This window comes from Paraburkholderia sp. MM5477-R1, from assembly GCF_050436385.1.
Taxonomy (GTDB): Bacteria; Pseudomonadota; Gammaproteobacteria; order Burkholderiales; family Burkholderiaceae; genus Paraburkholderia; species Paraburkholderia tuberum.
In genome coordinates, this window is the sequence record NZ_JBNDMC010000003.1 from 990,306 (window position 1) to 1,011,071 (window position 20,766).

A 20,766-nucleotide genomic window follows, 5' to 3' on the forward strand; every position below is an offset into this window, starting at 1 on the left:
CGATTCGGCAAATGAATTTGCATTTTCAATCGGCTTTCGACAACAATAGCCGCTTTCCATTGGCATGGACCACGCCTGACAGACCCGTCCCATGCTTACACCGCGTCATTGAATCGAGATTGCGACATGGCCCGCCCGAAATTCCTGCCCGATAACTTCACCCTGTGCCTCGTCGGCACCGTGATCCTCGCCAGCTTCCTGCCCGTTCATGGGCAGGCCGCCGTGGGGTTCAACTGGGTGACGAACATCGCGGTCGGCCTGCTGTTCTTCCTGCACGGCGCCAAGCTGTCACGCGAGGCGATCATTGCGGGCGCGACGCACTGGCGCCTTCACCTCGTGGTGCTGCTGAGCACGTTCGCGCTGTTTCCGCTGCTCGGCCTCGCGCTTAAACCGGTCCTTTCGCCGCTGGTCACGCCGTCGCTCTACGCCGGCGTCCTCTTCCTCTGCACGCTGCCGTCGACGGTCCAGTCGTCGATCGCGTTCACGTCCATTGCCAAGGGCAACGTGCCGGCCGCGGTATGCAGCGCGTCCGCCTCGAGCCTGCTCGGCATCTTCTTCACTCCAGCACTCGTCAGCGTCATCGTGACGAATCAGGCCGCGAGCGGCGGTGCGTCGCCGTGGCATACGATCGGCAACATCGTGCTGCAACTGCTCGTGCCGTTCGTTGCCGGCCAGCTGCTGCGCCCGCTGATCGGCAAGTGGATCGAGAAGAATCGCGGCGTGCTGAAGTTCGTCGACCAGGGCTCGATCCTGCTCGTCGTCTACGGTGCGTTCAGCGAGGCCGTCACCGAAGGCCTGTGGCACACGATTCCGCTGTCGGCGCTCGGCGGCCTCGTCGTGGTGAGCGCCGTGCTGCTCGCGCTCGCGCTGGCCGTGACGATCTTCGCGAGCAAGCGGCTCGGCTTCAGCCGCGCGGACCAGATCACCATCATCTTCTGCGGCTCGAAGAAGAGCCTCGCCGCCGGCGTGCCGATGGCCAAGGTGATCTTCGCGTCGCATGCGGTCGGCGCCGTGGTGCTGCCGCTGATGCTGTTCCACCAGATCCAGCTGATGGTCTGCGCCGCGCTCGCGCAACGCTGGGGCGCCCGCGACCTCAGCGGCGAGAGCAATGCCGCGGCGCGGCGACCCGCCGCCGCCGTCGCGCGCCGTTGAAAACACACGCAATGCAAACAGGACATTCATAAGCGCCCTCCCTGAGCGTCGTTTTGATCGTGTGAAGCAAGCCGCCTTCGGGCGGCTTTTCTTTTGGCTCTTCACTGGCCTTTGTCGTTATTTCACGCGCAAACGCTCTCGCTGTCGCCTCGGCCGGATGGCATAGGACGATTCTCGGACCGTCTCGAAAACAGCGGCCCGCCTACTGTTTAGTCTGTTTTACTAAACATCTTAATTTCCAACAAGTCCATAAAATACGGGTATTTACTGGTGTCATGCTGGCGTTTTGCGGGCGGCTTTAGCTGCGTTTTACTATACAATCGCCCGACCTGAACCCGTGCTGCCTCGCCTCGCGCGGCAGCTTCATTCGATGGCTACAACCATCCGCGACGTCGCCCGCGCGGCCAGCGTTTCGATCGGCACCGTGTCGCGCGCGCTCAAGAATCAGCCGGGCCTTTCCGAGGCCACGCGCGAACGCGTCGTCGAAGCGGCGCGCCAGCTCGGCTACGACTCGGCGCAACTGCGTCCGCGCATCCGCCGGCTAACTTTCCTGCTGCATCGTCAGCACAACAACTTCGCCGCGAGCCCGTTCTTCTCGCACGTGCTGCACGGTGTCGAAGACGCGTGCCGCGAGCGCGGCATCGTGCCGTCGGTGCTGACTGCCGGGCCGACCGAGGACGTGATTCACCAGATGCGCCTGCACGCGCCCGACGCCGTCGCGATCGCCGGCTTCGTCGAGCCCGAAACGCTCGCCACGCTGGTCGCGATGCAACGCCCGCTGGTGCTGATCGATCTATGGTCGCCGGGCTTGCGCTCGGTCAATCTCGACAACGCCGGCGGCGCCACGCTCGCAATGCGCCATCTGTTCGCGCAGCAGCGCAAGCGCGTCGCGTTCATCGGCGGCTCGCTCGCGCACTTCAGCATCGCCGAGCGCGCGCTCGGCTACCGGCGCGCATTCTTCGAAGCGGGGCTGCTGTTCGATCCGTCGCTCGAAGTGAACATCGACGCCGGGCTCGATCCCGACACCGGCGCCGCGCGCGCGATGCAGCGCCTGCTCGACGCGCCGGGCCCGCGCCCCGACGCCGTATTCGCGTTCAACGACGCCGCCGCGCTTGCCGCGCTGCGCGTGTGTCTCGCGCGCGGCTTCAGCGTGCCCGACGACATCGCGATCATCGGTTTCGACGACATCCCCGCCGCCGCCCACGCTACCCCGCCGCTATCGACGATCGCGGTCGACAAGGAAGCGCTCGGCCGACGCGGCGTCGAACTGCTGCTCGAAGACTCGCCCGCCGAACTCGAAGTCCGCTTGCCCGTTCAACTCGTTGCCCGTGCCAGTACTTTGGTGAAAACGCCATGACGCTAACCGATCCGCTTCAACTTTCCAGCGACGCCGCGAAGGCGCCGCCGTTCGCCAGCTTCCGCAAGCGCGAGTTTCTGCTCACGCACATCGAGGACACGCTGCGCTTCTATGCGCCGAACGTGCTCGACCCGAGCGGCGGCTTCTACCACTTCTTGCGCGACGACGGTTCGATCTACAACCGCACCACGCGCCACCTGGTCAGCAGTTGCCGCTACGTGTTCAACTACGCGATGGCGTACCGGCAGTTCGGCGACCCGAAGCACCTCGAATACACGCGCCACGGCCTGCGCTTTCTGCGCGACGCGCACTGGGACTCGCAGCACGAGGGCTACGACTGGGAAATCGAATGGCGCGACGGCAAACAGCGCACGCTCGACGCGACGCGCCACTGCTACGGCCTCGCGTTCGTGCTGCTCGCGTACTCGCACGCGGCGATGGCCGGCATCGAGGAAGCGAAGCCGATGATCGGCGCGACCTTCGAGCTGATGGAGCACCGCTTCTGGGACGCCGCCGCCGGCCTCTATGCCGACGACGCGTCGGCCGACTGGCATGTCAGCACGTATCGCGGGCAGAACGCGAACATGCATACCACCGAGGCGCTGCTCGCCGCGCACGAAGCGACCGGTCATCTGGTGTATCTCGATCGCGCCGAGCGCGTGGCGTCGAATATCACGCTGCGCCAGGCGAAGCTGTCGCAAGGGCTCGTGTGGGAGCACTTTCACGCGGACTGGTCGGTCGACTGGCATTACAACGAGGAAGACAGCTCGAACATCTTCCGTCCGTGGGGCTTCCAGCCCGGTCATCAGACCGAATGGGCGAAGCTGCTGCTGATTCTCGAACGCTTCCGTCCGCTGCCGTGGCTGCTGCCGCGCGCGATCGAACTGTTCGACGCCGCGATGACGCACGCGTGGGACGAAGACCACGGCGGCCTCTATTACGGCTTCGGCCCCGACGGCACCGTGTGCGATCACGACAAGTACTTCTGGGTGCAGGCCGAAACGTTCGCGACCGCCGCGCTGCTCGGCAAGCGCACCGGCAACGAGCGCTTCTGGGACTGGTACGACGAGATCTGGCGCTATAGCTGGACGCACTTCGTGGACCACAAGTACGGCGCCTGGTATCGCATCCTCACCTGCGACAACCGCAAGTACAGCGACGAAAAGAGCCCGGCCGGCAAGACCGACTATCACACGATGGGCGCGTGCTACGAAGTGCTCGCCCATGCGCTCGGCGAAAACGCTGCGGCTGAATCAGCCGCTCCCGCCGCAGCGGCTTCCGCGGAGAAAGCACAATGAGCGCGACGACCAACCTCCCCGTTTTCGTATCCGCCGGCGACATCCTGACCGATCTCGTGCGCACCGGCGCATCGCACTGGCTGTCGCGTCCGGGCGGCGCGGGCTGGAACGCCGCGCGCTGCGTCGCGCGGCTCGGCCTGCCGACCGCGTGCGCGGGCTCGCTCGGCGTCGATAACTTTTCCGACGAGCTGTGGGACGCGAGCGTCGCGGCCGGCCTCGACATGCGCTTCCTGCAGCGCGTCGAGCGTCCGCCGCTGCTCGCGATCGTGCATCAGACGCATCCGCCCGCGTACTTCTTCATGGGCGAGAACGGCGCCGACCTCGCGTTCGAGCCGGCGAAGCTGCCCGCCGGTTGGATGAACGCGGTGAAGTGGGCGCACTTCGGCTGCATCAGCCTCGTGCGTCAGCCGCTCGGCGACACACTGGCGCAACTCGCCGCCGAGTTGCGTTCGCACGGCGTGAAGATCAGCTTCGATCCGAACTATCGCAACCTGATGGAGCACGGCTACGAGCCGACGCTGCGCAAGATGGCGGCGCTCGCGGATCTGATCAAGGTATCGGACGAAGACCTGCGCATGATCTTCAAGACCAGCGACGAAGCCGCCGCGCTCGCGCAGTTGCGCGCGATGAATCCCGCCGCCACCGTGCTCGTCACGCGCGGCCCCGAAGCGGCGATGCTGCTTGACGGCGCCGCGGTGATCGAGGCGAAGCCGCCGCGCGTCGAAGTGGTCGATACGGTCGGCGCGGGCGATGCGTCGATCGGCGGTCTGCTGTTCAGCCTGATGAGCGCGCCGCAACGCGGGTGGCCCGAGCATCTCGCGTTCGCGCTCGCGGCCGGCGCGGCGGCTTGCGGCCACGCCGGCGCGCATGCGCCGACGCTCGACGAGGTGGTCGCGCTGCTATAAAACGCGGCGCTGTAATTCTGCTGCCCTGGGGCGCGCGTAGCGTAACGGATGAGCACGTCGCGCGGTCCGAAGCTGCCCCGGGCGGGAACCGATCCCGCCACGCCGTGCTAGGATGAAAACATCGAAACCTTTGCGAAAAGGAGCGAGGCCATGGAGGACGTCACCTACACCAAAGGGCTCTACACGGCCACCGCGTCGATAAGAGAAGTCGCACATGACGCCTGGCAAGGTGTCGTCACCCTCGCGCGCGACGAAGGCGAACCCAGCGCCGATCAGGAAACCACGCTCTACGAAGTCGACTCGACGTCGTCGACGCCGGGAGAAGCGCTCGAAGAAGCCAAAGCGCTCGCACATCGTATCCTCGGGGAAATCGAACTGTAGGCCGAACCAAGGGGCAGCGCGTCGCGCGTCCTCGCGCATCGGCGCGCCGCTGCCGGATCGGCCGGCTGGAGGCGATCATGGCTGAACAGCTGTTCCAATACGGCGTGTATTCGATTCACGTTCGTCCGCTCGAACTCAGTGGCGCGCGCTGGGACGCGGAATACGAAATCCGTCATCGCGAGAAGGCCGTCAAGGCGTGGACCACGGTCGGCGGCGACGCGGGTTATGCCGAGCAGGCCGAAGCGGTGGAAAGTGCGCATCGGCAGGCGGTCGACGATATCGAGCATGGCGCGGGAATTCCGAAGCCGCACGTGTTTCCGTGACGGCGAGTGGGTGGGTGTGGCGCGCGGCTGCGCCCGACCCGCACGCCGCGCGTGATGCGACCTGACCCAGCCTGAATTCCGGGACGCGCCCGGAAGCATTTCAACGACGGCATCGCGCAACCTCGCACCCTGGCGATACATCGCGCCGCGCTGCCTTCGCACCGCGCGGAAACTCGCGCAGCGCGCCATGCTACGCTGTCCACGTCTTCATTCCCACGAGCGCGTGATGGCAAGCGAACCGTCAGACCGTTTTTCCACGCTCGGCGACACCGACGCGAGGCGCCGCGCGCACGGCAGTCGCGAAATGCGTCTCGACGATCGCGTGGTGATCGCGCACGGCATGCCGACGCCGCTGTGGCAAGACCTGTATCACCGCGCGCTCGGCGTGCGCTGGCCGGGGTTCTTCGTGTCGCTCGCGCTGCTGTTCCTGCTGCTCAACATCGTGTTCGCCACGCTCTACATGCTCGGCGACGCTCCGATCGCGAATCAGTTTCCGAAGGGCTTCGGCGGTGCGTTCTTCTTTAGCGTCGAAACCCTCGCGACGGTCGGCTACGGCGACATGCATCCGCAAACCGTCTACGCGCACTGGATCGCGACGCTCGAAATCTTCATCGGCATGTCGAGCATCGCGTTGGCGACCGGACTGATCTTCGCGCGCTTTTCGCGGCCGCACGCGAAGATCATGTTCGCGCGCTACGCGGTGATCCGGCCGATCGACGGCCGCATGACGTTGATGGTGCGCTCGGCCAACGCGCGTCAGAACGTGATCGCCGAGGCACGCGCGCGGCTGCGCATCATGCGTCTGGAGACCTCGATCGAAGGCTTTACGCTGCGCAAGCTCTACGACCTCGCGCTGGTGCGCGACCAGCACCCGGTCTTCAAGCTCGGCTGGACGCTGATGCACATCATCGACGAAGCGAGCCCGCTGTTCGGCGAAAACGCCGAATCGTTGAAAGGCCGCGACGTTTCGCTGCTGCTCACGCTCGAAGGCATCGACGAATCGACGTCGCAAACCATGCAGGCGCGCCACATGTGGACCTGCGACCAGATCGTCTGGCAGCACCGGTTCGTCGACATCATGAGTGAGCGCGACGGCGTGAGCCACATCGACTACGCGCACTTCGACGAAATCGTGCCGCTCGATGCGGCACCGCTCCAACCGGACATCGCGGCGAACACGGCGCAATAGCAATAGCCATCGTCCCATTCGCCGCCTCACGATACCCTAGGGCATACCCGAAGCGCGCCGCCGCGTGGCAAATCCGGCTCAAAAGCGGGCCGAAACGCGCGACTCGTCGCGCCCATTCGCGCACGCCCGATTAAAGAAGAAATAATTCACTCTCACGAGCGCTAAAAAATAGAGTCTCTTTCGCTGCGCGGCATCCGTGACCCCACCGCCCGCGCGCGAAGCCAGAACATTGGAGACTCCCCCATGACCGCTCGCCTGCCCATCGACGGCACGCCCGCACTCGCCGACTACAAGCTTTCCGACAATCTCACCGCGACGCGCGGCCGGATCTTTCTGACCGGCACGCAGGCGCTCGTGCGCCTCGCGCTGATGCAGCGCACGCTCGACAAGACCCGCAACCTGAACACGGCCGGTTTCATCAGCGGCTATCGCGGCTCGCCGCTCGGCATGGTCGATCAGCAGTTGTGGAAGGCGAAAAAACTGCTCGCCGCGAGCGACATCCGCTTTCTGCCCGCGATCAACGAAGAACTCGGCGGCACCGCCGTGCTCGGCACGCAGCGCGTCGAAGCCGATCCCGAGCGCACCGTCGATGGCGTATTCGCGATGTGGTACGGCAAAGGCCCGGGCGTCGACCGCGCGGGCGATGCCTTGAAGCACGGCAACGCGTACGGCTCGTCGCCGCACGGCGGCGTGCTGGTGGTCGCGGGCGACGATCACGGCTGCGTGTCGTCGTCGATGCCGCATCAGAGCGACTTCGCGTTGATCGGCTGGCACATGCCGGTCGTGAATCCGTCGAACATCGCGGACATGCTCGAATTCGGCCTGTATGGCTGGGCATTGTCGCGCTTCTCCGGCGCGTGGGTCGGCTACAAGGCCATTTCGGAGACCGTCGAATCGGGCTCGACCGTCGATCTCGACGCGCTGCAAACCGAATGGACACCGCCACCGGAATTCGAAGCACCAGCCGGCGGTCTGCACAACCGCTGGCCCGATCTGCCGAGCCTGACGATCGAAGCGCGTCTGCATGCGAAGCTCGACGCGGTGCGCCAGTTTGCGCGCATGAACAGCATCGACAAATGGATCGCGCCGAGCCCGCACGCCAATGTCGGCATCGTCACCTGCGGCAAGGCGCATCTCGATCTGATGGAAACGCTGCGCCGGCTCGATCTGACGGTCGCCGATCTCGACGCGGCCGGCGTGCGCATCTACAAGGTCGGGCTGTCGTTTCCGCTGGAGATGACGCGCATCGACGCGTTCGTGTCGGGTCTGTCCGAAGTGCTCGTGATCGAAGAGAAAGGCCCGGTCATCGAGCAACAGGTCAAGGACTATCTGTACAACCGCACACACGGCACACGGCCGGTCGTGATCGGCAAGCACGCCGAAGATGGCACGTTGCTGCTGTCGTCGCTCGGCGAATTGCGGCCGTCGCGCATTCTCCCGGTGTTCGCGAACTGGCTCGCGAAGCACAAGCCGGCGCTCGATCGCCGTGAACGCGTCGTCGATCTGGTCGCGCCGCAGATCCTGTCGAATGCGGCGGACAGCGTGAAGCGCACGCCGTACTTCTGCTCCGGCTGCCCGCACAACACGTCGACGAAAGTGCCGGACGGCTCGATCGCGCAGGCGGGCATCGGCTGTCATTTCATGGCGTCGTGGATGGAGCGCGACACGACCGGGCTGATTCAGATGGGCGGCGAAGGCGTCGACTGGGCCGCGCATTCGATGTTCACGAAAACCCGCCACGTATTCCAGAATCTCGGCGACGGCACCTACTTTCACTCCGGCATTCTCGCGATCCGCCAGGCGGTCGCCGCGAACGCGACGATCACCTACAAGATCCTCTACAACGACGCGGTCGCGATGACGGGCGGCCAGCCGGTCGACGGCAGCATCTCGGTGCCGCAGATCGCGCGGCAGGTCGAAGCCGAGGGCGTGTCGCGCTTCGTCGTGGTCAGCGACGAGCCGGAGAAATACGACGGCCATCACGGCCAGTTTCCGCAGGGCACGACGTTTCACCATCGCAGCGAGATGGACGCGGTGCAGCGCGAGTTACGCGACACCGACGGCGTGACCGTGCTGATCTACGACCAGACCTGCGCGGCCGAAAAACGCCGGCGCCGCAAGAAGGGCGAATTCCCCGACCCGAACAAACGGCTCTTCATCAACGAAGAAGTCTGCGAAGGCTGCGGCGATTGCGGCGTGCAGTCGAACTGTTTGTCGGTGGAACCGGTGGAAACCGCGCTCGGTCGCAAGCGCCGCATCGATCAGTCGTCGTGCAACAAGGACTACTCGTGCGTGAACGGCTTTTGCCCGAGCTTCGTCACCATCGAAGGCGGTACGCTGAAAAAAGCCGCGGGCGACGCGTTCGATCCGCAGGCGCTCGCCACGCACGTCAACGCGTTGCCGATTCCCGCGATGCAACTCGATGCCGCGCCGTACGACATCCTCATCACGGGTGTCGGCGGCACCGGCGTCGTGACGGTCGGCGCCTTGATCAGCATGGCCGCGCACCTCGAAGGCAAGAGCGCGTCGGTGCTCGACTTCATGGGCTTCGCGCAGAAGGGCGGCGCGGTGCTGTCGTTCGTGCGCTTTGCCGCCCGCGACGAATGGCTGAACCAGGTCCGCATCGACACGCAGCAGGCCGACGTGCTGCTCGCCTGTGACATGGTCGTCGGCGCGAGTGCCGATGCACTGCAGACGGTGCGACATGGCCGCACGCGCATCGTCGTCAACACGCATGCGATTCCGAACGCGAGCTTCGTGCAGAACCCGGATGCGACGCTGCATGCCGACGCGCTGATTGACAAGATGCGTCACGCGGCCGGCGAAGAGCGTATGTCGACTTGCGACGCGCAAGCGCTCGCAACGCGTTTTCTCGGCGATACGATCGGCGCGAACATTCTGATGCTCGGTTTCGCGTGGCAACTCGGTCTCGTGCCGGTGTCGTTCGCCGCGATGATGCGCGCGATCGAACTGAACAACGTCGCCGTGCAGATGAACCAGCTCGCGTTCTCGATCGGGCGCATGGCCGCGGCTGATCCCGCCGCGCTCGAATCGCTGTGGCAGTCGCGTCATGCACCGAAGCCGAGCGTGCGGGTCGATACGCTCGACGAGCTGATCGCCCATCGCGAAGCACGGCTGCTCGCGTATGGCGGCGCGGCTTATGTGAAGCGGTATCGCTCGCTCGTCGATGCGGCACGGCGCGCGGAAACCGCCGTCGATGCGGCGAGCGAGCGCGTGACGCGCGCGGTCGCGAGCACGTTCTACCGGCTGCTCGCGGTAAAGGATGAATACGAAGTTGCGCGTCTGCATACGGATGCCGCTTTCCGCGATGCGCTCGAAGCGCAGTTCGAGGGCGTCGCCGGCAAGGACTTCACGATCCGCTTCAACCTCGCGCCGCCGACGCTCACGCGTGCGCAGCCCGGCGCCGTGCCGACGAAGAAAACCTATGGTCAGTGGATGTGGCCCGTGCTCGGCCTGCTCGCGAAATGGCGCGGTCTGCGTGGCTCTGCGCTCGATCCGTTCGGCCGCACGCTCGAGCGCAAGATGGAGCGCGAGCTCGCGAGCGATTACGAAACCACGCTGCAACGTGCGCTAGCGAAACTCGACGCGAGCCATTTCGACGACGTCGCGAAACTCGCTGAACTGCATGCGCGCGTGCGCGGGTATGGGCACGTGAAGCTGGCGAATCTGGCGGGGGTCAAGCGTGGTGAGCGTGACCTCGCCGCGCGCCTCGGCATCGATGCGGCGACGGGTGTCGCGGTGAAGAAGTCGCTCGAGGAGATGAAGGGCGCCGGACAGTTGCGCGGCATTCCGGTGGTGGTCGCGAAGTAAGTGGTTCGTTGCGCTGCTCACCGTTGCATTGCGTCGAGCAGCGCCCTCACCTGCATCACCTTCGCCGGATCGACCGGCGCGAGTCCGTTGCCGTTCACGCGCACGCCGGAGCCGAAATGCACGGCCTCGACGTGCGTTTTGCTTACGAACTCCGCGACCGCATCGACCGTCAAGCCGGCACCGGCGAGCACCGTGCAATGCGAACCGGCAGCCTGCCGCAGCAGTTCGCCGATCGTCGCTTGCGCCCGCAGCACCGACGGCTGTCCGCCCGACGTCAGCACATTCGTCACCGCCTCGAAACCGAGCAATACGTCGAGCGCTTCGCGCAGATCGCGCGCCTCGTCGAACGCGCGATGGAACGTGATCGCGAGTCCATCGGCAGCTTCGCACGCGCGCGCGAGACCTTCGCGGTCGATCGCCCGCTCCGCATCGAGCATGCCGATCACGATGCCGTTCGCGCCGGCCGCCTTGACGGCCCGGATGTCGCGCAGCATCACCGCGTAGTCGTCGGCGTCGTAGACGAACGCGCGGCTATGCGGCCGCACGATCACGTTCACGGGTACGCCGGCTGCCCGGACGCCGAGCGCTGAAACCACCGCCTCGATCAACCCCACACTCGGCGTCAATCCGCCCTCGCCCATCGCGGTCACGAGTTCGAGACGGTCGGCACCGGCCTGCGCGGCAGCGCGCGCATCGGCGACGGTCGTGGCAATCACTTCGAGCAGCACGGACATGAGCGCAACCTGGTGTCGTTGAAAACGACATCATGTCAGATGCGCGCGTCGCGTTCGTCTTCGACCCAGTCGATATCGCCGCACAGCACGCAAGTCTCGCTGCCGACGCGCGTCGCCACCGACAGCGTCACGCACGGCAACGCCTCGTTGATCGACAGATATGGCCGCGTCACGTGCACCCGCTCCGGCGCATTGATCGCGACGCTGAAGTACGGCCGACGCAGCCAGTTCGCGCCCTGCGCGTCGGCGAGCGGCAGAAAGCGCGTTTCGTGCGCCGCGCGATCGGCGCGCAGCACGACGTTGCGGCCGGCCTGGCGCCCCTTCGCGTCGAGCAGAAAACAGCGCGCCACGTGATCGAGCGCGAGGAAATTCCAGCACACCTCGTCGAGCGGCTCACCGGCGGCGAGACGCTCCGCGGCGCGCTCGAACGCGCGCAGATACGGGGCGAGCCGACTCGCGCTGCGCCGCTCGCGTGCCTCGGCCTGCTCACGATAACGCTCGGTGACTTCGCCGATGCAAACCGCCGCGTGGATCGGATCGGCAACACCCGGATTCGGCCGGCCAAAGAAAAAGCCCTGCACGAAGTCGGCATTGCAGGCGAGCGCCATCTGCGCTTCGTGCTCGGTTTCGATGCCCTCGATCAGCACGAGCTTGCCCGCTTCATGCAGCATCGCCACGAGCCCCGGCAGGATCGTCGCCATGTCGGCGCGATGCGCGGCATGCGACAGCATGACGCGGTCGAGCTTCACGATGTCGGGATTCAGTTGCCAGATCCGCTCGATGTTCGAATGGCCGGCGCCGAAATCATCGAGCGCGATCAGGAAGCCGCGCTCGCGAAACTCGCGCACCGCGTCGGCAAGTCGATCGAGATCTTCGGCGCTCTGCTCGAGCACTTCGAGCACGACGCGCCGTGGCGACAGATCGAGCCGCCGCAGATTGGCGAGCAAAGCGGCCGCGAGATACGGGTCGGTCAGCACGCCCGGGTGCACGTTCAGGAACAACCATTCGCGCTCGGCGCCGAGCACCTTGAAGTTCTCCAGATGCAGCGTCTGCGCCAGCCGGTCGACCTGCAGCGCGTCGCCGAGGCGCGCGGCCTCGCCGAACACATCGAGCGGCGACACCGCGCGATCGAGCGCGTCGTGCGCGCGCAGCAAGCCCTCATAGCCGACCGCGCGCAGGTGCGACAGACTGAAAATCGGCTGGAACACGCTGGTAAGCGTCAGTTCGCCGTGCTGCACCGAATAGCGTTGAAGGCCCGAGCTCACCTCGACCTCGAAGCCGTGCGGCACGCTCGCCGCCCTGTCCTGTTGCGCAATCGTCATGCAATCCTCTCACGCGAGAGCCGGCCGGTCCGAACGCGACCGGCAACGAGCTCTCAAAATGTGCGTCATCGTTACCGGTTAAGCAAGGTCCATGCGCACGCTGGCGCACACTGCGCTATAACTCGCTCGAAAGATTGCACCGGCGACAGCGCTCGTGCGCCGCCAGTGGGCGTCGCACGCACCGTTGCGGTGCACGGATTCGCAGGCCACGTCGCGGCGAAGCTCGCGGCAACTGCGCGCGCCGCCGGGCTACACTCGACCCTGCGCATCGCGCCCTCTCCCGGGACAACCCTGCATCCCCCGAAACACACGATGGAAATTGTCTTTACCGTCCTGATCCTGCTACTCGCCGTCGCCGCGTCCGGCATGCTGACCCGCGCGCTGCCGTTCAAGCTGCCGCTGCCGCTCGTGCAGATCGCGATCGGCGCGATGCTCGCGTGGCCGCGCCTCGAATTGCACGTCGCGTTCGATCCGGAAATCTTCATGCTGCTGTTCATTCCGCCGCTGCTGTTCGCGGACGGCTGGCGCATCCCGAAGCGCGAGTTCTTCATGGCGCGCCGCGCGATCCTGATGCTCGCGCTAGGCCTCGTGTTCATGACGGTGCTGGTGGTCGGTCACTTCGTGCACGCGCTGGTGCCGCAGATCTCGCTGCCGGTCGCATTCGCCCTCGCCGCCGTGTTGTCGCCGACCGACGCGGTCGCGCTGTCCGGCATCGCCGGCAAGGGCAAGATTCCGGTCCAGTTGATGCATATCCTCGAAGGCGAGGCGCTGATGAACGACGCGTCAGGCCTCGTCGCGCTGAAGTTCGCGATCGCCGCCGCGCTGACCGGCGCGTTCTCGCTGCGTGAAGCGTCGGTGAGCTTCGTGATCATCGCGGTGGGCGGCCTCGCGGTCGGCGCGGCGGTGAGCGCGGTGTTCAGCTTCGTGTCCGCGCGCTTCCTGAATCTCACCGAAGAAGGCGATCCCGCGCCGGGCGTCGTGATGACCCTGCTGATCCCGTTCGCCGCCTATCTGACCGCCGAGCGCTTCGAGCTGTCGGGCGTTCTCGCCGCGGTCTCCGCCGGCATGATGATGAACTACGCGAGCATCACGGAAAAATGGCAGGTCGCCTCGCGCGTGCGGGCCTCGAGCACGTGGACGATGATCGAGTTCGTGTTCAACGGCATGGTGTTCATCATGCTCGGCCTGCAGTTTCCGCACATCCTCGGCCGCGCGCTGCTCGACGCGCACGAAACCAACGACGCGCAGGTCGCGCTGCTGATCGGCTATATCGTTGCGGTGGCGCTCGCGCTGTACGCGATGCGCTTCGCGTGGGTGTGGCTGCTGCGCTGGTTCGCGAGCCGCGGCGCGACGAAGCACGGCGTCGCGAACGCAGTGCCCGGGTTGCGCATGGTGTCGGTGACGACGGTGGCCGGCGTGCGCGGCGCGGTGACGCTCGCGGGCGTGCTGTCGCTGCCGGAGGTGCTGCCGAACGGCACGCCGCTGCCGGGACGCGATCTCGCGATCTTCATCGCGTCGGGGGTGATCCTGGTGTCGCTGCTGGTGGCGGTGGTCGCGTTGCCGCTGCTGCTGCGCGGCTGGCGGCGCGGCAAGGACCCGCATGCCGCAGAGGAAGCACTCGCGCGTACGCTCGCCGCGCAGTCGGCGATTCGCGCGGTCGATCATCTGCACGACACGGAATGCGCGGACCTCGAGGAATCGGCTCAGGCGTATGCGACCGATGTAACCGCGCGGGTGATGGACCTGTACCGGCGCCGGCTCGCGACGCTCGACGACGAACAGGCGCCACGCGAACTCGCGCGCCGTGCCGATGCCCTCGAATTCCGCATGAAGCTCGCGGCGATGCGCGCCGAGCGCAAGACGCTGCTCGACCTGCGCGACACCCAGCGCATCAACGACGAGACGCTGTACAAGCTGATGCGCGAGGTGGATCTGTCGGAGACGGCGCTGACCGCGCGCAAAAGGTAGGAGGTGGCTGCCGCATTGGCATCGGCACCGGCGCTTGACATGCCAGTGCCGATAAAAGACGCTCAGGCCACCGGCCCTTGCGTCGGCTTTCTTCTCAGCAGCGCGTACAGGATGATCGCGCCGAACGTCGCGGTGCCGATGCCGCCGAGCCCGAAGCCGCCGAGCTTCAGAGAGAAGTCGCCGGCGCCGAGCACGAGGGTGACGGCCGCGACGATCAGATTGCGGTTGTCGGAGAAGTCGACCTTGTTGACGACCCAGATGCGCGCGCCCGTCACCGCGATCAGCCCGAATACGACGATCGACACACCGCCCAGCACCGGTCCCGGAATCGTCTGGATCACCGCGCCGAACTTCGGCGAGAAGCCGAGCACGAGCGCGATCAACGCGGCGATCACGAACACCAGCGTCGAATAGATCTTCGTGACCGCCATCACGCCGATGTTCTCCGCGTACGTGGTCACGCCGGTACCGCCCGCGAAGCCGGACACGATCGTCGCGAGCGCATCGCCGAGAAACGCGCGGCCGATATAGCGGTCGAGGTTCTGGCCCGTCATCGCGCTGACGGCCTTGATGTGGCCGAGGTTTTCGGCGACGAGGATCACCGCGATCGGCGCGAGCAGCGTCATCGCGTGCGGGTCGAACACCGGCGACATGAAGTGCGGCATGCCGAACCACGCGGCGTTCGCGACGATCGAGAAATCGATCGGCTTGCCCATGCCGAGGCCGTTCGTGACGATCGCGTAAATGACGTAGGCAAGCAGCAGGCCGACCAGGATCAGCAAACGCTGGAGCATGCCGCGCGTGAACACCGCGACTGCGCCGACGCACAGCACCGTGACGAGCGCCATCCACGACTCGAAATTGCTGCCGCTCACGCCATGCACGGCGATCGGCGCGAGGTTCAGACCGATCACGCAGACGATCGCGCCGGTCACGACCGGCGGCATCAGCGTTTCGATCCAGCCCGTGCCGACCGCCGCCACGATCAGACCGATCACCCCGTACGCGACGCCGCACGCGATGATGCCGCCCAACGCGACCGCAATATTCGGGTTCGCGCCGTGTCCGCCGTAGCCGGTCACCGCGATCACGAGGCCGATGAACGCAAAGCTCGAACCGAGATAGCTCGGCACGCGCCCGCCGACGAGCACGAAGAACAGCAGCGTGCCGATCCCCGACATGAAGATGGCCAGGTTCGGATCGAAGCCCATCAGCAGCGGCGCGAGCACGGTCGAGCCGAACATCGCGACGACGTGCTGGACGCCCATCGCGAACATCTGCGGCCACCCGAGCCGTTCGTCGATGCCGACGATGCCGCCTTCGGCGCCGGCAGGCTGGCGGCGCCAGCGGGGAAAATAGGATGCGGCCATCGCGGGGATTCTCCTCAGGGTCGGCGTGGTGTGTGCCGATCACACGCTGCGGCGTGGGTCCGGCAAAAGTTACGCGCGAGTTTACGGAGAGCAATAAGGGCTGGCAAGCGGGCCGACAAGTGGCTCGGGAAACGAGCCCTGGAAGCGCGTCAATTCGCGCGGCGCGGGTCGGGGTCCGGCGTCACCGCGGCGCCGTCGCGTGCGGAGTGGTCCGTCGGCGCGCCGTACAGCATCACCCGATTGCGGCCGGCATCCTTCGCGCGATACAGCGCTTCGTCGGCGGCGTCGACGAGCGCGCGGCTCGTCGCGAGCGCCGCGCCCTGCGCGGTCGCAGCGCCTGCGCTCACCGTCAGCACGTGATGCGTGCTGGCCACATGGCGGCATTGCAGCGCCTGCACCGCCGCGCGCATCTGCTCGGCGATCCGCTGCGCGCCCGTCGCGTCGGTGTCCGGCAGCAGCACCGCGAACTCCTCGCCGCCGAAGCGCGCGGCCGTATCGCCCGGACGTCGCACGTTCTGCGCGATACAGCGCGCGACGCCGATCAGCGCTTCGTCGCCGGCCGAATGGCCGTACAGGTCGTTGAAGCCCTTGAAGTTGTCGACATCGATCAGTAGCAGCGACAGCGGCCGGCCGGTGCGCTGCGCGCGTCGCCATTCGTCGTTCACGTGCTCCTCGAAGGCGCGGCGGTTGTTCAGGCCGGTCAGCCCGTCCGTGCGCGCCAGTTCGCGCAACTCTTCCTCGGCCGCGCGGCGCAGACGCAACTGGCGTGAGAACAGGATCGCGAGCGCGATGATCGTCACGTCGAGCGCGCCGATCAGCGTGCCGATGATCCATGCGCGCCGCCGCCACTCGACGTAGATGTCGCGCGTCGAGAGCGCGACGTCGAGGATCAGCGGAAAGCCGTCGATATGGCGGAACGCATACCAGCGCTCGACGCGATCGATCGCCGCCGTGCCGAAGAAGTCGCCGCTCGGCCGCTTGATGAAGCGCGAGAAGTTGGCCGTGCCGGTCAGGTTGATGCCGATCGTTTTCGAATCGTAAGGACGGCGCATCAACATCGTGCCGTCGCTGAGCATCAATGCCATCGAGCCGCTCGGCCCGAGCTTCATGCCGTCGAACAGCCGATGGAAATACGTGAGGCGCAGCGTGCCGACCACCACGCCGCTGAAGCTGCCGTCCGGCCTCGAGATGCGCCGGCTCAGCGCGATGCGCAGGTCATCGTCGGTGCCGCTCGGGCTGAACGGATGGCTGATGTACAGGCCGACGTCGGGCGAAGCGCGCTGCGCCTTGAAGTAGTCGCGGTCCGCATGGTTACTTGCGCGCGGCGGCCACGCGCGCGAATCGAAGCGCACGTTGCCGTTCTCGTCGAGCACGAATACCGAGCCCATGTCCTTTGCGCTGATCGAGCCGTCGAACAGCACCATCTGGCGGATCTCCGGCGGCAGATCGAGCACGCCCGGCTGCTTCAGTCCGTCGATCGCCGCGCGCAGCGACAGGTCGTAGATCTCGAGATTGCGCGACACGTCGCGCTGGACCAGCAGGGATATGTTGGCGACGGAGTCCTGCGCGCGCCGCAACGCATCTTCGCGCATCTGTGCGAGCAGCGACACGGCGATCGCGAGGATCGCGCCAGCCAGCAAGACACTGATCGCAATCACGTTGTTCGGTCGGCGCGTCACCATGCGTTTTTGGTTCTGACATGCGCTGAACGTCGCGCGTGAAGAAGCGGCCGCGTCTCGGCAATCACCGTCAAAAACGCGACCTACGAAAACGTGAGCGTAGCAGACATGGCGCGCAGGCAAACGTTTGCGTAGCCGGGTGTTTGCCCGCATGCACCGGAACGGCACGCCAGAAGTCCCGTCCGGCGGGGGTTGCGCCCGATCGCCAGATTATCCAGGCGCGGTCCAATTATTCGGATAGCAAATGCGAATTGGCTGGATAGTTGGCCTCGCCACTTGGGTATTCAATCGAGCCTGTCACGTTCAAACGATTGGACACAAGGAGAGAGAGACATCATGAGCGAGAAGCGCAGCGCCTCGGAATGGCGCGAATTCGTCAGCGGCTGTCTGGACTTCCGCCCCGCGGAAGGCGTGTACCGGATTGCCCGCGAAATGTTCACGGAGCCCGAGCTGTTCTCGCTCGAGATGGAGCACATCTTCGAGAAGGCCTGGATCTATGCGTGCCACGAAAGCGAGATCCCCAACAAGGACGATTTCCTGACGATGCGCGCGGGCCGCCAGCCGCTGATCATCTCGCGCGACGGCGCCGGCAACCTGAACGCGATGATCAACGCGTGCCAGCACCGCGGTGCGACGCTCACGCGTATGACCAAGGGCAACCAGTCGACCTTCACGTGCCCGTTCCATGCATGGTGCTACAAGAACGACGGCCGGCTCGTGAAGGTGAAGGCGCCGGGCGAATACTGCGACGACTTCGACAAGTCGGTGCGCGGCCTGAAGAAAGCGCGCATCGCGAGCTACAAGGGCTTCGTGTTCGTGAGCCTCGACGTCGACGGCATCGACACGCTCGAAGACTATCTCGGCGACGCGCGCATCTTCTTCGACATGATGGTCGCGCAGTCGCCGACCGGCGAGCTCGAAGTGCTGCCCGGCAAGTCGACCTACACGTTCGACGGCAACTGGAAGCTGCAGAACGAGAACGGTCTCGACGGCTATCACGTGAGCACCGTGCACTACAACTACGTAGCGACCGTGCAGCACCGCATCGAGGCGAATGCGAAGAAAGGGGATAACCCCGGCGGCACGCTCGACTACAGCAAGCTCGGCGCCGGCGACAGCGAAACCGACGACGGCTGGTTCGCATTCAGGAATGGCCACAGCGTGCTGTTCAGCGACATGCCGAATCCGCAAGTGCGTCCCGGCTACGAGAGCGTGATGCCGCGGCTCGTCGAAGCCTATGGCCACGACAAGGCCGAATGGATGATGCACCGGCTGCGCAATCTGAATGTCTACCCGAGCCTGTTCTTCATGGACCAGATCAGCTCGCAGCTGCGCATCGTGCGGCCGCTCGCGTGGAACAAGACCGAGGTCATCAGCCAGTGCATCGGCGTGAAGGGCGAGTCGGCGAAGGATCGCGAGAACCGCATCCGTCAGTTCGAAGACTTCTTCAACGTGTCCGGCATGGGCACGCCCGACGATCTCGTCGAGTTCCGCGAACAGCAGCGCGGCTTCCAGGCGCGCCTCGAACGCTGGAGCGACATCTCGCGCGGGCATCACAAGTGGGCCAGCGGCGCGACCGCGAACACCACGCTGCTCGGCATCGAGCCGAATCTGACCGGCACCGAGCTGACCCACGAAGGGATTTACGTGAACCAGCACGGCACCTGGCGCGACACGATCCTCAAGGGTCTCGACAAACCCATCGAATCGCAGGGAGAGCAGGCATGAGCCAACTCCAACACTCCGTCGAGCAGTTTCTGTATCTGAAGGCCGATCTGTGCGACAAGCAGCAATGGGACGAATATGTCGACCTGTTCGATCCGCAGAGCGTGTTCCATGTGCCGCAGTGGGATTCCGAGCACGTGTACACGACCGATCCGAAACAGGGCATGTCGCTGATTTACTACTCGGATCGCGCCGGTCTCGAAGACCGCGTGTTTCGGCTGCGCACCGGCAAGTCGGCCGCGTCGACACCGCTGCCGCGCACGATGCATCAGATCAGTAACGTGCGACTGAGCGAGCGCGAAGATTCGAGCGTCGAAGCGAACGTGAACTGGTCGACGCTGTACACGCGTCACGGCTCGACCGACTACTTCTACGGCCGCGCGGTGTACGACCTGCAAGCGTCGGGCGATAGCTGGAAGATCAAGCGCAAGCACGTGCTGCTGCTGAACGACCACATCAACGCGGTGCTGGATTTCTACCATCTGTGAGCCGGGAGCACGACGATGAAACATAAGGTCGCGTTGAGCTTTGCCGATGGCAAAACCGCGTTCTTCGATCTGAGCCCGAACGAGCTGCTGCTCGACGCGGCGCTGAAGAACGGCGTGAACATTCCGCTCGACTGCCGCGAAGGCGTGTGCGGCACCTGCCAGGGGCGCTGCGAATCGGGCGACTACACGCTCGATTACGTCGACGAGGAAACGCTCAGCGAAGAGGACCTCGCGCAGCGCAAGATCCTCTCGTGCCAGACGCGCGTGAAGTCGGATGCGTCGTTCTATTTCGACTTCGACTCGACGCTGTGCGAAGGCGCCGGCACGAGCACCGTGTGCGCGAGCGTGGTCGGCGTCGAGCTGGTGTCGGCGACGACCGCGATTCTGCGTGTCGATGCGAGCGCGCATGAGCGTCAGCTCGATTTTCTGCCGGGCCAGTATGCGCGCGTGAAGGTGCCCGGCACCGAAGAATGGCGTTCGTACTCGTTCGCGAATCATCCGAACGCGCGCAACGAGTTGCAATTCCTGATCCGTCTGTTGCCCGACGGCATGATGAGCAACTATCTGCGCGAACGTTGCAAGGCCGGTGATACGGTCGAGTTCGAGGCGCCGCTCGGCGCGTTCTATCTGCGCCAGGTCGAGCGTCCGCTCGTGATGGTGGCGGGCGGCACGGGACTCTCCGCCTTCCTCGGCATGCTCGACGACTTCTCGGCGAAACGCAATGTCGCGCATCCGGTGCATCTGTACTACGGCGTCACGAATGCAGCCGATCTGTGCGAGACCGGGCGCATCAACGGCTACAAGGCGAGCATCGAAGGATTCGCGGTCGAGACGGTCGTGATGAATCCGGCGCCGGAATGGTCGGGCAAGACCGGGCTGATTCCCGAGCATTTCGACCGATCGTTTTTCGAATCGAATGGCTTCGACATGTACGTGTGCGGACCACCGCCGATGGTCGAAGCGATCAAGACCTGGCTCACCGAACAGGGTATTCAGGATTACCGGCTGTTTTACGAGAAGTTCGGCGAAAGCAACGCGCGATAG

At 65.5% G+C, this 20,766-nt stretch carries 16 protein-coding genes; 12 read left to right on the forward strand and 4 right to left on the reverse strand.

What is annotated here, in order from left to right; all coding sequences use genetic code 11:
• Positions 1-126: 126 nt before the first annotated feature.
• The 8 genes from OKW35_RS07870 to OKW35_RS07905 all read left to right on the forward strand — a co-directional run bounded on the left by OKW35_RS07870 (position 127) and on the right by OKW35_RS07905 (position 10,436).
• Complete coding sequence (locus tag OKW35_RS07870; RefSeq protein WP_184062690.1) at positions 127-1,152, forward strand: bile acid:sodium symporter family protein; 1,026 nt, start codon at positions 127-129, stop codon at positions 1,150-1,152.
• Between the two features lie 370 nt (positions 1,153-1,522).
• Complete coding sequence (locus OKW35_RS07875; protein WP_090805561.1) at positions 1,523-2,509, forward strand: LacI family DNA-binding transcriptional regulator; 987 nt, start codon at positions 1,523-1,525, stop codon at positions 2,507-2,509.
• The gene (locus tag OKW35_RS07880; RefSeq protein ID WP_429551625.1) at positions 2,506-3,807 is read left to right on the forward strand and encodes an AGE family epimerase/isomerase; all 1,302 of its coding nucleotides are present in this window, start codon (positions 2,506-2,508) and stop codon (positions 3,805-3,807) included. The genes OKW35_RS07875 and OKW35_RS07880 overlap by 4 nt, the downstream gene beginning before the upstream one ends.
• Positions 3,804-4,712: a carbohydrate kinase family protein gene (locus OKW35_RS07885; RefSeq protein WP_187612566.1), complete on the forward strand. Its 909-nt coding sequence runs from the start codon at positions 3,804-3,806 to the stop codon at positions 4,710-4,712. The genes OKW35_RS07880 and OKW35_RS07885 overlap by 4 nt, the downstream gene beginning before the upstream one ends.
• A gap of 150 nt (positions 4,713-4,862) precedes the next feature.
• Positions 4,863-5,093: a hypothetical protein gene (locus OKW35_RS07890; protein WP_018419210.1), complete on the forward strand. Its 231-nt coding sequence runs from the start codon at positions 4,863-4,865 to the stop codon at positions 5,091-5,093.
• 77 nt (positions 5,094-5,170) lie between these two features.
• A complete protein-coding gene (locus OKW35_RS07895; protein WP_184051250.1) occupies positions 5,171-5,416 on the forward strand; it encodes a hypothetical protein in 246 nt (81 codons plus the stop codon).
• 226 nt (positions 5,417-5,642) lie between these two features.
• Positions 5,643-6,605: an ion channel gene (locus tag OKW35_RS07900; RefSeq protein WP_429356491.1), complete on the forward strand. Its 963-nt coding sequence runs from the start codon at positions 5,643-5,645 to the stop codon at positions 6,603-6,605.
• A 243-nt stretch (positions 6,606-6,848) separates the two neighbouring features.
• Positions 6,849-10,436: an indolepyruvate ferredoxin oxidoreductase family protein gene (locus OKW35_RS07905; protein WP_429551626.1), complete on the forward strand. Its 3,588-nt coding sequence runs from the start codon at positions 6,849-6,851 to the stop codon at positions 10,434-10,436.
• Positions 10,437-10,453: 17 nt separating this feature from the next.
• Here OKW35_RS07905 and OKW35_RS07910 read toward each other — a convergent pair whose 3' ends face one another.
• Both OKW35_RS07910 and OKW35_RS07915 read right to left on the reverse strand, forming a co-directional pair.
• Entirely contained in the window at positions 10,454-11,170 is a 717-nt protein-coding gene (locus tag OKW35_RS07910; protein WP_429362519.1) for a copper homeostasis protein CutC, read from the reverse strand.
• 35 nt (positions 11,171-11,205) lie between these two features.
• Positions 11,206-12,492: an EAL domain-containing protein gene (locus OKW35_RS07915; protein WP_184062700.1), complete on the reverse strand. Its 1,287-nt coding sequence runs from the start codon at positions 12,490-12,492 to the stop codon at positions 11,206-11,208.
• Between the two features lie 312 nt (positions 12,493-12,804).
• Between OKW35_RS07915 and OKW35_RS07920 the strand changes: the two genes are divergently transcribed.
• A complete protein-coding gene (locus OKW35_RS07920) occupies positions 12,805-14,460 on the forward strand; it encodes a Na+/H+ antiporter (protein WP_184062702.1) in 1,656 nt (551 codons plus the stop codon).
• A 62-nt stretch (positions 14,461-14,522) separates the two neighbouring features.
• Here OKW35_RS07920 and OKW35_RS07925 read toward each other — a convergent pair whose 3' ends face one another.
• Both OKW35_RS07925 and OKW35_RS07930 read right to left on the reverse strand, forming a co-directional pair.
• A complete protein-coding gene (locus tag OKW35_RS07925) occupies positions 14,523-15,830 on the reverse strand; it encodes a solute carrier family 23 protein (RefSeq protein WP_429551627.1) in 1,308 nt (435 codons plus the stop codon).
• A gap of 149 nt (positions 15,831-15,979) precedes the next feature.
• Positions 15,980-17,512 (reverse strand): sensor domain-containing diguanylate cyclase, encoded by a 1,533-nt coding sequence (locus OKW35_RS07930; RefSeq protein ID WP_429551628.1) that lies wholly within the window; start codon positions 17,510-17,512, stop codon positions 15,980-15,982.
• Positions 17,513-17,845: 333 nt separating this feature from the next.
• On the opposite strand from OKW35_RS07930, the gene antA reads away from it, so the two are divergent.
• From antA to antC, 3 genes are read left to right on the forward strand one after another with little or no spacing between them, the layout of a single operon-like run.
• The gene (gene antA, locus OKW35_RS07935; RefSeq protein ID WP_429551629.1) at positions 17,846-19,237 is read left to right on the forward strand and encodes an anthranilate 1,2-dioxygenase large subunit; all 1,392 of its coding nucleotides are present in this window, start codon (positions 17,846-17,848) and stop codon (positions 19,235-19,237) included.
• Positions 19,234-19,722: an anthranilate 1,2-dioxygenase small subunit gene (antB, locus tag OKW35_RS07940; protein ID WP_090802720.1), complete on the forward strand. Its 489-nt coding sequence runs from the start codon at positions 19,234-19,236 to the stop codon at positions 19,720-19,722. The genes antA and antB overlap by 4 nt, the downstream gene beginning before the upstream one ends.
• Before the next feature lie 15 nt (positions 19,723-19,737).
• Positions 19,738-20,766 (forward strand): anthranilate 1,2-dioxygenase electron transfer component AntC, encoded by a 1,029-nt coding sequence (antC, locus tag OKW35_RS07945; RefSeq protein ID WP_429551630.1) that lies wholly within the window; start codon positions 19,738-19,740, stop codon positions 20,764-20,766.

What these genes read in the sequence shown, in the direction of transcription:
- OKW35_RS07870 (WP_184062690.1), top strand. Translation starts at nt 127, where the DNA reads ATGGCCCGCCCGAAATTCCTGCCCGATAACTTCACCCTGTGCCTCGTC.
- OKW35_RS07875 (WP_090805561.1), top strand. Translation starts at nt 1,523, where the DNA reads ATGGCTACAACCATCCGCGACGTCGCCCGCGCGGCCAGCGTTTCGATC.
- OKW35_RS07880 (WP_429551625.1), top strand. Translation starts at nt 2,506, where the DNA reads ATGACGCTAACCGATCCGCTTCAACTTTCCAGCGACGCCGCGAAGGCG.
- OKW35_RS07885 (WP_187612566.1), top strand. Translation starts at nt 3,804, where the DNA reads ATGAGCGCGACGACCAACCTCCCCGTTTTCGTATCCGCCGGCGACATC.
- OKW35_RS07890 (WP_018419210.1), top strand. Translation starts at nt 4,863, where the DNA reads ATGGAGGACGTCACCTACACCAAAGGGCTCTACACGGCCACCGCGTCG.
- OKW35_RS07895 (WP_184051250.1), top strand. Translation starts at nt 5,171, where the DNA reads ATGGCTGAACAGCTGTTCCAATACGGCGTGTATTCGATTCACGTTCGT.
- OKW35_RS07900 (WP_429356491.1), top strand. Translation starts at nt 5,643, where the DNA reads ATGGCAAGCGAACCGTCAGACCGTTTTTCCACGCTCGGCGACACCGAC.
- OKW35_RS07905 (WP_429551626.1), top strand. Translation starts at nt 6,849, where the DNA reads ATGACCGCTCGCCTGCCCATCGACGGCACGCCCGCACTCGCCGACTAC.
- OKW35_RS07910 (WP_429362519.1), bottom strand. Translation starts at nt 11,170, where the DNA reads ATGTCCGTGCTGCTCGAAGTGATTGCCACGACCGTCGCCGATGCGCGC.
- OKW35_RS07915 (WP_184062700.1), bottom strand. Translation starts at nt 12,492, where the DNA reads ATGACGATTGCGCAACAGGACAGGGCGGCGAGCGTGCCGCACGGCTTC.
- OKW35_RS07920 (WP_184062702.1), top strand. Translation starts at nt 12,805, where the DNA reads ATGGAAATTGTCTTTACCGTCCTGATCCTGCTACTCGCCGTCGCCGCG.
- OKW35_RS07925 (WP_429551627.1), bottom strand. Translation starts at nt 15,830, where the DNA reads ATGGCCGCATCCTATTTTCCCCGCTGGCGCCGCCAGCCTGCCGGCGCC.
- OKW35_RS07930 (WP_429551628.1), bottom strand. Translation starts at nt 17,512, where the DNA reads ATGGTGACGCGCCGACCGAACAACGTGATTGCGATCAGTGTCTTGCTG.
- antA (WP_429551629.1), top strand. Translation starts at nt 17,846, where the DNA reads ATGAGCGAGAAGCGCAGCGCCTCGGAATGGCGCGAATTCGTCAGCGGC.
- antB (WP_090802720.1), top strand. Translation starts at nt 19,234, where the DNA reads ATGAGCCAACTCCAACACTCCGTCGAGCAGTTTCTGTATCTGAAGGCC.
- antC (WP_429551630.1), top strand. Translation starts at nt 19,738, where the DNA reads ATGAAACATAAGGTCGCGTTGAGCTTTGCCGATGGCAAAACCGCGTTC.